Here is a 16087-nt window from a genome sequence, read left to right as displayed (position 1 = left end):
AGCGGACAAGCAACGCCTGTCCGCCAAATTTATACTATATTTTTCTATCCCTTTACAGCTCCGGCAGCAACACCCTTGATGATGTACTTCTGTCCTGCCAGATATACAATGATGATTGGGATTACTGTAAGCATAATGCTTGCCATCATCGGTCCCATTTCAACTCTTCCGTAACTTCCGCGGAAATACTGGATCAGCATTGGGATTGTTTTATACTTCTTAATATCAAGTACAAGAGTTGGAAGCAGGTAATCATTCCATACCCACATTGCTTCCAGAATACCTACGGATATCATGGTAGGCTTCAGGATATGGATATCGATCAAAAAGAAGGTCTGCAGCGGATTACATCCGTCGATCATGGCAGCTTCTTCGATTTCTACAGGAATCGATTTTACAAATCCGCAGAACATAAATACCGCAAGACCTGCGCCAAATCCGAGATAGATCACCCAGATATTCCATGGCATATTCAGATGTAAGGTATCTGCTGTCTGTGACAAGGTGAACATAACCATCTGGAAAGGAACAACCATGGAAAATACAAACAGATAATATAAAATCTTTGAAATCGGACTATTTACACGGGTTATATACCATGCACACATGGAGCAACATACAAGAATAGCAACTACAGAAGTAATCGTAATAAATGTACTGTATCCAAGACTGCTCAAAAATCCTTTTGAAGCAACGGCATCTACATAGTTTGCGATTCCTGCAAATGCATCTGCAGTCGGAAGTTTAAATGCAGTTCCTGTACTGATCGCTGATTCTTTTTTCAAAGAGTTCATCAGGATCATAATGATCGGATAAATCCAGGCGAGTGCCGCAATTGTTAATATAACTATCCATATTGTATTTGCAATACTTTTCTTCTTTTTCATTACTGCTGCACCTCCTTAGATCTTGTTGCTTTCAGCTGTACCAGTGAAATAATGATAACCAGAACACAGAAGATCACTGCTTTTGCCTGTCCATAACCTTTCCACTGCATTCCGGCACGTGCGTAGAATGTCTGGTAAATATTCAGTGCCAGCATTTCTGTCGCATGGTTCGGATCTCCACCTGTAAGAGCCAGGTTCTGGTCAAACAATTTAAATGAATTGGTAAGTGTCAGGAAGACGCAGATCGTGATGGAAGACATTACCATCGGAACTCTGATTTTCCAGAGGATATCCCACTTTGCTGCTCCGTCAATCTCTGCTGCTTCGATCAGATCATCCGGTACATTCTGAAGACCTGCGATGTAAATGATCATCATATATCCGATCTGCTGCCAGCACATCAAAATGATAAGTCCCCAGTAACCGGCTGAAGAATTCAGTGCCAGAAGCGGCTGTCCGATGATCGTAAGCAGACAGTTGATCAGGATCTGCCAGATATATCCAAGTACGATTCCACCAATCAGGTTCGGCATAAAGAAAATAGTTCTGAAAATATTGGTTCCCTTTAACTTCTGTGTCAGAAGCAGTGCCAGACCAAATGCCAGTACGTTGATCAGTAAGATCGATACAATCGCAAATAATACTGTAAATTTAAATGAACTTGTAAATGATGTATCCTTGATTGCTGCGGTATAATTTGATATTCCAACAAATGTTGCATTTCCTACTGTTGTAAACTTACAAAAAGAAAGATAAAATCCCTGTGCAAACGGAATAATAAATCCGATCACAAATGCAAGAAATGTTGGGAGAACAAATATTGGTGCATGTTTTTTCAGTGCCTTCTCCATAGAAATCCTCCTCTTTTCCTTTTGCCCGGAAGGATCTTCCTACCAGGTGGCTCTCATTTCACTTTTTATTTTTATATGGAAAAACGTAGGTTCCCATATCCAGAAAACCCGCTTCGTACAGGCTCTCCTCTCACTTAAAAGGGGCAGGCAAGCCGCCTGCCCCTAGGTCAGTTCTTTTTATGCAACTTATTTATTCATTTGCAAGCTTGTATTCAGATGCCCATCCATCTACGAATGCACTTACTACTGCATCCCAGTTAGCATCTGTCTGATCTGCCGCATAAGCTGTCAGTGCAGATCCAACACCATTTTTCCACTCTTCTGAAGGCATTGTTGAGAAGTTCCATGCTACCGGAGTCTTTCCGTCTTCGGTCATCTGTTTGTCTTCTTTGATAAAGAGATTCTTAGATTCCTGAGCTTTCTTAAACGGAATGTTGAATCCCATATCGTCTGCCATACATTTTGTTCCTTCATCTGAAGTTACACACCAGTCCATAAAATCTAATGTAGCCTGAATATCAGCTTCGTCTGCGTCTTTATTTACGCACCAGTAATTTTCTGTACCTGTGCAGAGTCCCTGGTTTGCTTCATCGCCTACACCAAAGTAAACCGGAAGCATGGTCATGTCATCATCTGTCAGACCGCCATCGATCAGCTGTGTATATTCCCATGTACCATTCTGATAGAATACAGCTTTTTTATTCAGGAATTCATTTCTTGCATCGTCACCTGTCTTTGCAGCAAGATCCTTTGGATCGCATGTGCTGTTGTTGATGTACAGATCCCACATATCGCGATAATTGTCAAGATATGTGCCTTTGATTGCATCTGTTGTGTTAATTCCTTCATCCTGATATTCAAAGTAGATCGGAAGGTTTGCAAGGTGTGTCTTGAATCTCCAGTCAGAAGATCCGTCCATACCTGCTGAAGTAAATGCAGAAAATCCAAGTTCAGAAGTTCTATTTGTAATGTCTTCTGCTACTTTTTTCAGATCTGCAAAAGATTTGATGTCATCCGGTGTATATCCTGCTTCTTTTAATAATGTCTTATTTGTGATAATTCCGTATGTTTCAATAACATATCCGATACCCGCTACAGAATCTCCGTCTTTCAGTGCATAATCATCACTTGTGAGTTCTTTGTAAATATCAGAATCTGATAAGTCGTAGCAATAATCTTTCCAGTTTGCAAGTCCTACAGGTCCGTTTACCTGGAATAATGTTGGTGCTCCGCTCTTTCCCATTTCACTCATCAGAGTGGTTTCATAGTTTCCGGAAGCTGCTGTAACAACCGTTACATCTACACCTGTCTCTTTTGTGTAATCCTTTGCCAGCTGCTGCCACTGCTCATCCTGCTCCGGTTTGAAGTTCAGATAATATACAGATCCTTTGCTGCTGTCCCCTTTACCGTCTGCACTCTTGCCATCGCTCTTGCTTCCACATCCTGCAAAGCATCCAAGTGTCATGATTCCTACCAGCCCCAGTGCCAGCCATCTTTTTTTGTTTTTCATAATTTCCGTTCCTCCTCGTCTGGATTTCTTTTCTATGCTTAGATAATAGCAAGAATCCGTGCAAAAGATGTAGCAAATAGAAAACCTCATATACCAAAAAATATACTTTTGGGTATGTAAAAAATTTGTTATTGATAAAGGGACGCCAACAGCCGTCTTCTCCTACCTCTCTGCCGCATACTCCCGGATACTTTCATCGGCAGTCTCCACCATCTGCGCAAGCGTCATTTTCCCGGCGGCAAGCTGTGGCAGGCACTCCCCGATCGTCTCTTCCTGAAGGATGGAGTTCCATTTCACCTGATAGTTCGGAACGATCTGCGGATTGTTATTGTAGGCATTTACATAATCCTGAAGGAGCTGGCTGATTTCAGTGCGTCCGTTCTTGTCCATCAGCTCTTTTTTCTCTTCCAGATTGAATTTCGTGCGAAATTTCAAAAATTCAACCGCTCCTTCTTTGACCTCCTCGCTGTAAGTGGAAACCACCGCCCAGCCAAAGGTTTCCGGTGAGGCAATCAGTTTATTTCCCGGAAATGCGGAAAATCTTACCTTTTCTTTCCATTCTTCCGGCAACTGGTCGATCATCCAGTATCCGTTCGGGATCATTGCCACCTTTCCTGCGACAAAATTATTGTATGCCACATCGTAGTCAGCATGAATTGCATCTTCTGTTGTATACCGAAACAATTTCTGCAAGGTTTCTGCAATTTCAAGACCGGTATCATTGGAATAGCTTTCTGGGAGAAGCTCTTTCATAAATGCATAGCCTTCTTCCGTGTGTGCTGCCTCTGCTGTTGCAATCAGCATCGGCGCCCAGCCGGTTCCTTCAGTGTGAAGTCCAAGCGGTGTGATTCCGTTTGCCTGCAGCCGGTCACAGCAGTCCCAGAATTCTTCCCATGTCTCCGGGAATTTCTCAATCCCTGCTTCCGCAAAAAGCTCCGGATTCCAAAACATGCCGGCGCACGCAAATGCCGCCGTACTGATCGGTCCAAGATAGATATTGCCATCCTCATCCGTACAGCCTTCCATCACCGCCGGTTCGATCATATTCCTCCACTCTTCATCCTCTTCCAGATACGGACTCAGATTCTCGATCCGTCCATCCGCAACCATCATCTGATAAAAGGACGGCAGGGTGCGCACATCATAGATCACAGCCGGAAGCTCGTCTGTGACATTTAACCGTTTCAGATTTTTTCGGTATTCCTCTTCCGTCTCCATGATCCATTCCACTTGCATATGATACGTACCGGCATATTCTTCATTAAACGCATCAACGACATCCTGTTCCGTTTTCTTGCCGGAAGTCGGATCTACCGTCAGAATGATCGGAATATCAATCTCTTTTTTTTCTGTGCTCCGGCTTGTCTGCCCCGTATTTTTACCACATCCGGTCAGCACTGTCAGAACCAGTGCGATACAAAACACCGATTGCAAATATTTTCTATAAATCACGTTTCTCCTTTCCGTCATCCGGAATTTGGATTGTACACCGAGTTCCATTTTCTTCTGCCTCATAGTAAAACAGCACATCCTCTCCATATTTCAGCCGCAGTCTGGTCAGTACATTCACCACTCCATATCCGTGTTCCTTATCCTGGAAGCATTTTTTCGCCTCCAGAATCGGATGCCCGTTTAAGGCATTGATCTTTTCCATCATTTCCCGGTCAATCGGCTTCCCATTATTGAATACCACGATTTTCAGCTGGCTATCCTCCCTCGCAATCTCAATCCGGATCAGACCATTCTCATAAATTTCGCAGAATCCGTGCTTGATCGCGTTCTCGACAAGTGGCTGCAAGATCAGCTTCAGCATCCACGTACTCTTCTCTTCCACCTTACACTCAATCTCATACCGGAACAGATTTGCATTCCGGATCTGTTGGATTTCCATATAACTCTTTACATTTTCCAGTTCGTCCTCCACCGTCGCGATATCACTGCCCTTGCTGAGTGACAGACGCAGATATTTGGAAAGTGCCTGAATCATCTTCATGGTTGTCTCTTCTCCGTTTATCCGCGCAAGCATGTAAATTGTATCCAGCGTATTATAAAGGAAATGTGGGTTGATCTGTGCCAGAAGCATGTTCAACTCCGTCCGTCTGAGCACCCCTTCCTGTTCTTTGATCTCTGCCAGAAGATTCTCAATATTTTTTAGCATCTTATTGTAGGAATGTCCGATCTGATCCAATTCTGTATTGGTATTCAGTTCAATCAGGCGACTGAAATCATTTCCGTCAAACTGTGTCATCTCTTCACTGATCTCCCGGATCGGACTGGTGAACCGCTTGGAAAAATAGATACTGATCACAACCGCTACCACTGCCACAAACAGATAAATCCCGATCAGCACCGTAAGTACCCTCATCGTTCCCTGCGTCATTACACTCGACGGAACGACTGTGAACACCGTCATTTCAGAGCTGCTTTCTTTGTAAATGGAGCAGACACCACCGCTCACTCTCCGGCTTTTTGCAAGAATACCACTCGTTTCCTGTGCGCTGATCTTATAGACTTCCTGTTTTACCGCATCCGAAATCTTCGTCCCTTTCGGGCACCAGGCAGCGCATAAATTTCCCTTCTTATCCAGAATTCCGATCTGCACTTCATCTGTCATACTCCGATCCTTTCCAAGTATCGTTTCCAGAAAGCCGTCATTCATCTTGATGAGCAGCAGTCCTGGTTTGCTGGCGTATTCCATGCTGTGTACATATCTTCCGATAAACAATGCTTCTTTCTCCGTCCCAAACAGAGTATCCTTCGCCCAGAACCATTGTGTTTTCGCATAAGAATCTCCCATGTAATCTTCCAGATGGCTGTCTGAAAAATCTTCATAATCAATATGCGAGTAGGATCTGGCATAAACATTATTTTTATTATCCACATAGCAGTATTCTGCCACATGATCCAGATTCATATAGGCAAAATATTTCTGAAGAGAGTTCTTTTCCACATCTGCAAATGAAGCTTTTTTCAGACTTTCCTGAACCTGATCGTAAGTAATACATTCTGCTGTCCCTTCATCCGCCTCTTTTGACAGTGTATCCAGAGCCAGCCCCATCTTCTCATTTAAAAATTCATATTTATCTGTAACCTCTGTGGTCAAACTCTGCCTTACATAAATCCAAACACCGATGCTTGACAGCAAAATTGCCAGCAACAACAGCCCCATTATATATCGAAGGTATTTTCTCTGTATTCCGGATTTAATCACCCATTTCTTCATTCTTCGTAATCCTTTTTGTATTCACTCGGTAATTTTCCTGTATATTCTTTAAATAAATGTGAAAAATAGGATGCATTGCTGATTCCCACCTGCTCACATACCGTTCCTATACTCTCACATCCATCCTGGATCAGCCTCTTTGCTTTCTCCATTCTCTGCTGTAAGAGATACTTTTTAAAGGTCATATGAAATGTATTTTTAAATACACGCCCGAAATATACCGGATTCAGATAAATCTGCGTTGCCACCTGAACAATAGAAAGTTCTTCCTCCTGCAAATGCTCACCGATATAAGAAAGTGCCACTGTCATATATTCCTTTGCACATTTATTTTCTCCGCTTTCTGCATATTTTTCCCGTTCCTCAATTGCTTCTCCGAGGATCCTATAACTGACATCTACCGCCTGTGCTGCTGTCAGACTCTCCATATTCGAATAATAATTTCGGAACTGTTTCTGCAGTTTTTCCGTCATTCCGTAAGTATCGTTCAGCATCATCTCCGCTTGCAGCATAACCTTATGTATATAACGGATCTGTAACTCTTCCTCATGTGGAAGTGCGTAGATCAACACAATAAAAGCCTGTTTTAACTCTTTAAACGTATTCTTCCGAACAGCATTGACGATCGTAAGTCCTGCCTCTTCACAATCACTTTTTGCCGCTTTTTCTTCCTTTTTCACAGGTATGGGAAAAGTATTCTCATTTGTGGCATTGCTGCAGATTGGCTCGAAAAGTCCCTGCGCCTCTTCGTAACTTCGGCGGATTCCATCCAGTCCTTTATACGGTTTGGAAATCGATGCAGTAACCGGACTTTTCTGTTCCCCTTTAACCTGTTCCAGAATCTGCGCAATCTCGCGCACTGTCGCATTTTCCTTTGTCTTGATCAGAAATACATGACAACCTTCTGCCTTTTCAAAATGCCAGAAAAAATACCGCTCTGAAAACATTTCTTCCAGAGATTGTATCAATTCCAGCCTGGCTGCTTCGTAATTCAGTGCATCCGTAATCTTATATGTAAGATCAAGATCCACACACATTGCAATAAAACGGTCGCCCTCTTCGATCACATCTTTCAAGATCGCAAATACTTCCTGCACCTTTTCATAGGAAATTTTATTCTGTAAATATTTCTGTACAACAACCTGGAGAAAACTGGTGGAATCTTTTCGGATCATATTTTCCCAGCTTTCATAACGTTCTTCGCTCTCCAGTTTCTCCATACAGGTCTGGTATGCGCCCTGCATGGTCTCCTGCAGTTTATCTTCCTCGATTGGTTTCAGCAGATATGCATATGCACCAAGATCACACGCCTGCTGTGCATAATTAAAATCACGGTACGCACTGAGCACAATAAAAACCGGATCCAGCTCTGTCTTCTGGATCTCTTCCATCACCATCAGACCGGAAACCTGTTTCATCCGGATATCCGTCAGTACGACATGGGGCTTCACTTTTTTGATCACTTCGATTGCCTGCTCCCCACTCTGTGCCTGACCGGCAACTTCGAATCCCATCTCATTCCAGTTGTACGTCTTAACCAGTCCCTGCAGAAGGATTGGTTCGTCATCTACAATCACAAGTTTTAATAATTTCATACCATTTTCCCCATTCCTGATAATCTTCCTACTTCTTATTTTAGATAAGACATGATAAAGAATTTATCAAAAACTATACTTTTGATGCAAAAAATCATACTTTTACCAAAAATTATACATTTCGGGGAAAAAAATAGCAAGAAATTAAAAAAAGCCGTTACATGATCGATATGATCAGATCCGGTTGCAAGTGATGATAAAATCGTGGTATCAGAAAGCGGTGAACAATGATCTCCAAAGCATCCTCCACCCATTACAGCTGCTATTGCAGCATATACGACCGGTGTTAAAGCTCCACCAGATATATTCAGAGCCATCTGTACACAGATTGGTGTAACAATCGCATAGGTTCCCCATGAAGTTCCTGTAAAGAATGCAATAAAAGCAGATACTACAAAAGTCAATGTCATAAGGATCGTCGGTGTCATCCAGCTTTCTGTAATAGAAATTACATAATCTGCAGTTCCTTCGGAATCTCCTATAAAAAAAAGCTGGCAGACAAATGTATTTTTTCTCATCTGTCTGTCAGCTTTCTGATTCTTATTCTAATTTGATTCTTTTTTACAAATTATCGTGTAGTCTTATTTTCTTTTTCTGCGTTTCCAGGCAAAGCCGCCCATACCTGCTCCGAGCGAAGAAACTGCAAGTCCAATCCAGCCAAGTACACTTGCCGGATCTCCTGTTTTTACAGAATCGCTTCCGCTTGTCTTGGATCCATTGGTTGTACCATCTGTCTTCTTTACAGATGAGCTGCCTTTCTTTACAAGTGCTTTGATCGCTTTGTTCAGGCTATTTGTTGCATTATCTACTGCTTCCTGGCTTTCTTTCGCTTCCAGTGCTTTCCGGGCATCTGAAAGTGCGCTCTGCAGTGCTTTCCAGCTTTCTGCTGTGTAGTCTGCTTCTTTAAGCGCTTTTGCATCTGCAATTGCTTTTTCAAGAGAAGCAGTATTGATTGCAACCGGTTCTTCTTCAGCTTTAACCAGTGCATCTTTTGCTGCATTCAAAGTAGAAAGTGCCTGATTGACTGCTTCCTGACTTTCCTTTGCTTCCAATACAGTGCGTGCATTCTGAAGTGCTGCCTGGTATGCAGCCCAGCTGTCTGCTGTGTAGTCTGCTTCTTTAAGGTTATCAGCTTCTGCAATTGCAGCTTCCAGTGCTGTTGTATCAACCTCTGCCGGTGCCGGAGTCTCTGCTATCTTGTAAGTAAATGTAAGAGGAGTTGTATAACCTGTTGAAGCTACTGTAATCTGGAATTCCGTTCCAGCTACCGCATCCTTAAACGGATCTGCATCTGTCTTGATCGTACCATCCTTATTGATAATAACTACGGAGCCTCTTCCACTTGCTGCATAATCTTTACCATTTACATTTACAGAAGTAATATTTCCAAGATAAGCTTTAAGCGCATCTGTGTCAAATCCTTCTGCCTCTACAAGTTTCTTGTTCTCTGCATCATATGCTGCAGGCATATCTTTTGTTGTCAATGTAAATGTTGTAACAACATCTGCATATTTGTTCTTCTTATCTTTAATAGTAAGTGTATATTTTCCAGGTTTTACAGAAGCTGCTGCTCTGCTCTCTGTCGCTGCTTTAAAAGTCAGTACATTACCTTCTACCGACACATCCAGTCCATCCACACTGTATTCCGGATCAAATCCATCTGGAAGCTGTACATTGATTGTAGTCTTGCCTGCTGCAATGTCTGCATCTGCAACTTCTGATTTTGTAGTTTCTGATTTTACAGGAACATAGATATCTGCGATATCCATTGTATACACCCCATTTGTTGTATAATACTCAATGCTGTCAATGGTCTTGCCCATCATAGATTTGTAATGTTCAGATGATGTCGGGCAACCATGTACTTCACTAGTAAATCCGGTACTCCATGCAATTTCATTACCTCTCCAGATATTTTCCAGATGACGCATACCATAAGCGGTTCCGTCTGTTGTCTTTACTACAACTGCATTTACATTATCTGATTTGATTTCTTCTGGAAGTCCATCAAGATCAAGCTCATAATCTCCATAAGATGTTTCGGTTAAAAGTTCAGCTGTAACTCCTTCTACTTTCGTTGCTTCCTGACCTTTTACTTCACTGAACACAAGATTTCCATCTGCATCGACAGAAACTTCTTTATAGTTTGCCGGTGCTTCTGTAAGTGGATAGTATGCATAAGATGCATTTTCAAATAATGTGTCTTTTCCAGTCAGTGTTGTGGTAGTTGTCTGTCCTCTGTTTGTAACTGTAATTTCTACGGAATCACCGTCTTTCACTTCTTTGTATTTTGAAAGATCTACCGAAGGGTCTACTTTTACAGCATAAGTGATACCATCAATCTTGGATCCATCTGCATTTTCATGGTATGATCCACCTGCAAGGCCTTTGGTTCTGGTCTTGTTCTTTGTCGCAGAAGTAAATGCATCTACCGCAATATCATTACCTGTTGTTTCAGCTTTGTAGAATTCTGCGTATGGGATGTTCATGAGAACATATTGCACTGTCACAAGAGAGTCAATTGCATCTGTCAGATGTTTAACCTGTTCGTTTACTTCTGACTTCAATGGATTTTCTGACTTAAGGAGAACTTCTGATTCTTCCAGTTCATCCTGCATCTTTTTCCAGCTATCAGTAGTATACGCAAATCGATTCAAGGCTTTTGCTTCATCGATCTTTGCCTGCAATGCCGCTATTTCTTCTGCACTTGCTGTTTTTAATGTGGCAATATTCTCTGTTCCAACCTCAAAATTATAGCTGTAATCAGCATAACCAAGTCCATAGATAGTAATCTTCCAGTAACCGGTTCCATTCGTATTTTCCGGCAGCTGGCATCTTAAAGAATCAGTAAGTCCAAGCTGGATCCCCATTGATTTATGCATCCAGTTATCTGATGCAAATTTTGTTCCAAATACTCTTACCGGATTTGTATAAGTATCATCATTTCCATAGTATGTCCATTCAACAGCCTGCATCGCAGAACCAAGTCCGCCATAATTTCCATTAAAATCTACACGGATGAATTCTCCATAGCTTCCAACTTTATCTCCTGCTTTGACATCCGGAGTAACATCAGCAGTTGCAAGCTGTGTATCCTTTAATCCAGAATAAGATCCTGTTGTTCTTGCTGAAAATGTGAAAGAACCATCTTCCTGCTTTTCTGCTGTCTTAAGACCATTTGTATTTGGGGTTACATCTGCAATTGCTGTGTATGACTGGAGCTGATTTTCAGAGAATCCTCCACTTAATGTGCCTCCGTTTTCCACAACTGCATATTTTTTTCTTAATGCATTCAGATCTGCTGTCTTTACTTTGACCGGAACATATTTGATACCTGTCACTTTATAATCAGCCTGGATAAATGAGCTTCCGTCTTCAGCTGTAAATACTGCTTTTTTATCTTCATTGGTTGATCTCGTATAAACACTTCCGTCTGTCATTACAGCTTTTCCATCTGCATTCCAGTATGCAAGATCATATTCGTTTCCATTTGTATCTTCAATAACTGCGCTGCACTGGAAACTTCCTCGATGTAATCCATGATTTGCAGTCGCTCTTGTTACTGCATCAAAAGCACCCTTGTCATACTCATTACGTGAATCTACATCAGCAGAGGATTCTGTATCACCTGCTGCATAGACACCTTCATTTGCCCAGTATTCAGACCAGCTCATACCAACATAAACATAAGAATATTTACTGTCTTCTTCCGGCACTTTATAAGTAAATGTGTATGTCTGATAACCGTCTTCTGCAATTGTTACGGCAAATCCCTCTCCTGCTTTTGCATCTTTAAATGCATCCTGTGAAAGATCCAGTTTTCCGTCTTCTGTGATCAGTTTTACTGCTTTTTTCCCGGAAGCCGCATATTCTTTTCCATTCACAGTTACGGATGTAATATTTTTTAAATATGTCTGGAATTCTTCTTCATCAACACCATCCGCTTTCACCACAGCCGGATCTTTGTCATTCTCATTATATTTTACCGGCGTTGTCTCTGTGTAAACATTAAAAGTCGTTGAAATCGGTACATAATTTCCATTCTTATCGCTAAGCGTAACTGTATATCTGCCTTTTGCAAGTGCTTTCTTAAAATTAATTGTTCTTGTAGTTGTCTTGCCATCTGATTTGATCTCAACAGAATATGCATCTTCATCGATTCCATCAATTTTATATTCTTCTTCAAAATCATTTGGAAGCCCACTTACCGTTATAGCTGTTTTTTCTGATTTCACAGATACATCTGCTACTGATACTTCTCCGTCAAATTTCTTTGCAACTTGCTGATCCATCGGAATTTCATAAATACCCTGATCTGTGTAGTAAGTTACTTTATTGATCGTCTGTCCCATCATGGCAGCATAATCTTTGGAATCCAGTGTGTTCCCATGGGATTCTGTTACAAATCCAGTACTCCATGCAAGTTTTGTTTTCTTCCAGATATTTTCCACATGGCGAAGTCCATAACTGCTTCCTTCTTTTGTGCTGACCACTACACCATATACAGTATTCACATTTTTCAGATCCTCACTCGTAATATCTAACTGGTAATCACCATATTTTGATGACGTAGAAAATTCAGTTTTCGCATTTGTCAAAGTTGTCGGCTCTTCTCCCTTTACTTCGCTAAAGCTGAGGCTTCCATCCTCATTTACAGTTGCCTCTTTATAGTATGACGGTGTATCACTTAATGTGTAATAAGAATAGCTTTCGCTTTCAAATAATGCATCTTGTCCTTTATATGTAACAGTATTTTCTTTTCCTTTAATATTTGTTGTAATCGTAACTTCACTTTTATCAGTAACCTGTGTATATTTTTCTAATACAGATGCATCACTGATCTTAACCGGAAATGTTACACCGGTAATATCAGAACCATCACTGTTCACATGATAAGAACCTGCTGCAAGGGATGCTCTGGTTTTCTGCTTTGTTGCTGATGAAACAGTATCTGCGCCTGCGACACCGTCTGCTTTATAGAAATCGGCATATGGGATGTTCATTAATACATAGACTTCATTCTGTACGTCTGGTGTTTTCGACACAAGTGCATCAATTGCTTTTGTTAAAGTATCTGCTGCTGTATCTACTACGGATTGTGATTCTTTTGCTGTAAGAGCTTCTTTTGCTGCTGTTAACTTTTCCTGCATTGCTGTCCAGCTTGCTTCTGTGTATGCGTCCTTACTTAAGCCTTCTGCTGTTGAAATTGCATTTTCAAGAGCAGATGTATCTACTGTTATTTCAGTTGAAGCTGTTGGTGCGGACTGAATTGCCGCAAGTGCAGCTACTTTAACTGCTGTTGCTGTACGTGTAGCACCACTTACCGCATCTGTACCATCTGTTTTCCAGCTATTCACTACATCTTCTGTCGCATCTTTTCCTTCAAGCAGCGTCTTGATTCCTTTTGATTTATTATAAGCTTTATTAAAGTAACTGCTATTTCCAGAATCATATCCTTCTCCTGGTGTTACAGTAATATCTGCAAATTTTCCATTTTTTACTGTAAGACTTACCTCTACATCATATTCATTCCATTCATCATCCGAATCTATAGATTCTATTCTTGTTACATGCGCCGTTTTCGTATAAGTTCCATCTGCTGCAACTTCGTTTTCCGATGCCGCAAACACCGTCGACGGACAAAGTCCAGCTACCATCGACATTGCCACAGCCATCGTCATAGCTTTTGTCTTAATTGTTCCCTTTCCCATAATTACCTCCTTGTTGTTGATAAAATTTATTATTAAGTTAGTTTATACTAACCCATAATTAAAAAAAATTAACCTATCTGCGCCTCTCTCTCAGATTCTCTTTTTACGATCGGAAGCAACTTTTTACTTATCATTCCCATCACAAATCCGGTCACTGTACCGGCGATCAGAAGTGCCGGAAGATAATAGATCAGTTTCAGATTCTCTACCACAACTGATGCCACAATGATCTGACCGATATTGTGTGACACGCCTCCGGCGATACTGACTCCGGCTACGGAAAATCCTTTCAGCCTCTTCATCAGCGCCATGACCAGAAAGCTTAAGATTCCTCCTGCCAGGCTGTAAACGATCGACATTCCATTTCCAAATAAAAAGCCGGTCAGCAGGATTCGCATAACTACCACCAGAAATACTTCCGGAAATTCCAGAAAGTACAGCCCGGTCACTGTCACCAGATTGGCAACTCCGAGCTTCATTCCCGGTATCCCGAAATTGATTGGTATTAAGCTTTCCACATAACTGAATATCATCGCCAGCGCAACCAGCATTGCCATATTGGCAAGTTTTTTGTTTTTATTCATCTATTTTTCCTTTATCATTTTGCAATCGTATCCGGAGCTACATCTTCCGGATCTGAAGTTCCAAAGCTCTGGTCATTCTCATTTTCCAGAACCTCTACTACGAGCTTATGTGGCAGACAGACGATCGTCTGTGTATGCCCGCTGATCTTTCCCTGCTCTTCACAGTATCCATCCGGGCAGTTTGCCTCTTCCATATACACCTTTCCGTCTTCGATCCGGATCCGGTTATAAAAATCGCCGTCCTTTACTTCGATGGTCTGATCCTTCGACAAGGAATACGTTCCATAGATTTTCCCATCCAGCGTAACCCGGATCTGATTTCCTTCTTCCCCTCTCGTCAGCTGCATCACAAGCAGCATCGCAAGCGCAATCACAATAATTCCTGCTCCAAGTATCAGATCTTTCTTCTTCATCTTCTATACACCCAGCCAGAGTAGAAGAATCAGTAAGATTACTGCCCGCAAAATCGTAAACCAGAATTCATTTCCACAAAGTCCTTTTACTCCGGTATGAATATTTCCTTTCGGACAGGTATCGATACATTTCTGACACTGGAAACAGTCCCCTTCTACCTTCGGAGATCCATCTTCCGGAAGTCCAATGTTAGAAGGACATTTCTTTGTACATGCCTTACATCCTTTGATGCAGTTTTTCCGGTCTCTGTGAAGTGCGAAAAACGGAAGGACCGGAAGCAGGGAAAACACAGCTCCCATCGGACAGAAATTTCTGCAGAAAAACCGTTCTTCAAAACACATTCCCACGAGGATCAGAACCAGAAGAACGAGTCCCACCAGATATCCGCCAAGCTTAAAGTTGCCTGCATGGAGCATGGAAAATACATCCCACGGGCTGGTTCCTTTTGCTTTGCTGTAGACGCCTGTAAAGCACAGGATTGAAATCAGTGCCAGTACAATATATTTCAGATAACAGAGCTTTTCTGTCCACGCTTCTGCGATCTGAAGCGGTTTCTTTTTCATTTTTTTACAGATCCACACATAGAGTGCATGCACGCCGTCTCCCAGCGTACCGAATGCACAGGCAAATCCGCAGAAGAATCTTCCGAACAGGATCGTATAAATGCAGATCACAACCAGTACTGTCACGAAAGAGGTCACGGCAACCTTTTCGCCTGCACCGATCTGTGTAAAGATGTATTTCACTCCGGCAAATGCCGCTGTATACACAGATGGGATAAACAGAAAATAAAGTACCTGGATCAATGCTCTCAGCCATATATGTAATTTTTTTATATCTTTCGCCGTTAAATTATGAATATCCATCTTTTTCACGTTACTTTACCGCCTTTTCCAGAGCCTGTTCCGATGCATTTTTGATTCCGGTCGAGCTGAATGTCGCACCACTGATCGTATCTATATCTGCGCTCTGTGCATCGATGATCTTCGGAATCATATCCTTTGCCATGGAAAGGTATGCTCCGTCTTCTTTCTCTGCCGATATCACATTGATCTCTGCAATCTTGCTTTTCTCAATCTTCACTTCTACCTGAATCGTTCCGCCAAATCCATCAGCTTCCCCGGTATAGGTTCCGTCCTTGTAGTTTGTGGAACCTCCATTTTCACTGTCTGATTGTCCGTTTCCGGCAACCTGTGCGGAAAGCCGGGCGATCTCATCTTCTTTCGCACGCACATCCAGCACTGAATTGTATCCCAGCAGAACTCCCACGATCGCGAGCATACTTACCAGTCTTACCCAGAATTCTCTCATT

At 41.9% G+C, this 16087-nt stretch carries 12 protein-coding genes; all 12 read right to left on the bottom strand.

The genetic code is table 11. The annotated features are described in order from the left end of the window. Positions 1 to 44: 44 nt before the first annotated feature. Positions 45 to 887: a carbohydrate ABC transporter permease gene (locus AB5213_RS10690; RefSeq protein ID WP_022220784.1), complete on the bottom strand. Its 843-nt coding sequence runs from the start codon at positions 885 to 887 to the stop codon at positions 45 to 47. After that, positions 887 to 1738: a carbohydrate ABC transporter permease gene (locus AB5213_RS10685; protein ID WP_055156080.1), complete on the bottom strand. Its 852-nt coding sequence runs from the start codon at positions 1736 to 1738 to the stop codon at positions 887 to 889. Before AB5213_RS10685 ends, AB5213_RS10690 begins: the two co-directional genes overlap by 1 nt. Positions 1739 to 1928: 190 nt before the next feature. Continuing rightward, complete coding sequence (locus AB5213_RS10680; protein ID WP_055156079.1) at positions 1929 to 3248, bottom strand: ABC transporter substrate-binding protein; 1320 nt, start codon at positions 3246 to 3248, stop codon at positions 1929 to 1931. Positions 3249 to 3410: 162 nt separating this feature from the next. Next, positions 3411 to 4700 carry an ABC transporter substrate-binding protein gene (locus AB5213_RS10675; RefSeq protein WP_227084714.1) on the bottom strand — a complete coding sequence of 430 codons (1290 nt, stop codon included), beginning with the start codon at positions 4698 to 4700 and terminating at the stop codon, positions 3411 to 3413. After that, positions 4690 to 6471, bottom strand: coding sequence for a sensor histidine kinase (locus AB5213_RS10670; RefSeq protein ID WP_055247690.1), 1782 nt, complete (start codon positions 6469 to 6471; stop codon positions 4690 to 4692). The genes AB5213_RS10675 and AB5213_RS10670 overlap by 11 nt, the downstream gene beginning before the upstream one ends. Next, a complete protein-coding gene (locus AB5213_RS10665; protein ID WP_055156077.1) occupies positions 6468 to 8066 on the bottom strand; it encodes a response regulator in 1599 nt (532 codons plus the stop codon). The genes AB5213_RS10670 and AB5213_RS10665 overlap by 4 nt, the downstream gene beginning before the upstream one ends. A gap of 35 nt (positions 8067 to 8101) precedes the next feature. Then, positions 8102 to 8584, bottom strand: coding sequence for a Na+/H+ antiporter NhaC family protein (locus AB5213_RS10660; RefSeq protein ID WP_215634179.1), 483 nt, complete (start codon positions 8582 to 8584; stop codon positions 8102 to 8104). A gap of 63 nt (positions 8585 to 8647) precedes the next feature. After that, a complete protein-coding gene (locus AB5213_RS10655; protein ID WP_215634178.1) occupies positions 8648 to 13777 on the bottom strand; it encodes a penicillin-binding Tp47 domain C-containing protein in 5130 nt (1709 codons plus the stop codon). A 68-nt stretch (positions 13778 to 13845) separates the two neighbouring features. Further along, on the bottom strand, positions 13846 to 14361 hold the full coding sequence (locus tag AB5213_RS10650; RefSeq protein ID WP_215634177.1) for a Gx transporter family protein: 516 nt from the start codon (positions 14359 to 14361) through the stop codon (positions 13846 to 13848). A gap of 14 nt (positions 14362 to 14375) precedes the next feature. Beyond that, positions 14376 to 14774 (bottom strand): NusG domain II-containing protein, encoded by a 399-nt coding sequence (locus tag AB5213_RS10645; RefSeq protein ID WP_368276675.1) that lies wholly within the window; start codon positions 14772 to 14774, stop codon positions 14376 to 14378. Between the two features lie 3 nt (positions 14775 to 14777). Further along, positions 14778 to 15641, bottom strand: a complete 864-nt coding sequence (locus AB5213_RS10640; RefSeq protein WP_215634194.1) for a 4Fe-4S binding protein — start codon at positions 15639 to 15641, stop codon at positions 14778 to 14780. A 10-nt stretch (positions 15642 to 15651) separates the two neighbouring features. Continuing rightward, positions 15652 to 16086 carry an FMN-binding protein gene (locus AB5213_RS10635; protein ID WP_055156073.1) on the bottom strand — a complete coding sequence of 145 codons (435 nt, stop codon included), beginning with the start codon at positions 16084 to 16086 and terminating at the stop codon, positions 15652 to 15654. Position 16087: the final 1 nt, after the last annotated feature.

This window comes from Coprococcus sp. RTP21204st1_G4_RTP21204_210225 (assembly GCF_040915385.1).
Lineage (GTDB): Bacteria > Bacillota > Clostridia > Lachnospirales > Lachnospiraceae > Allocoprococcus > Allocoprococcus comes.
This window is presented reverse-complemented; position numbering and strand designations above follow the sequence as displayed.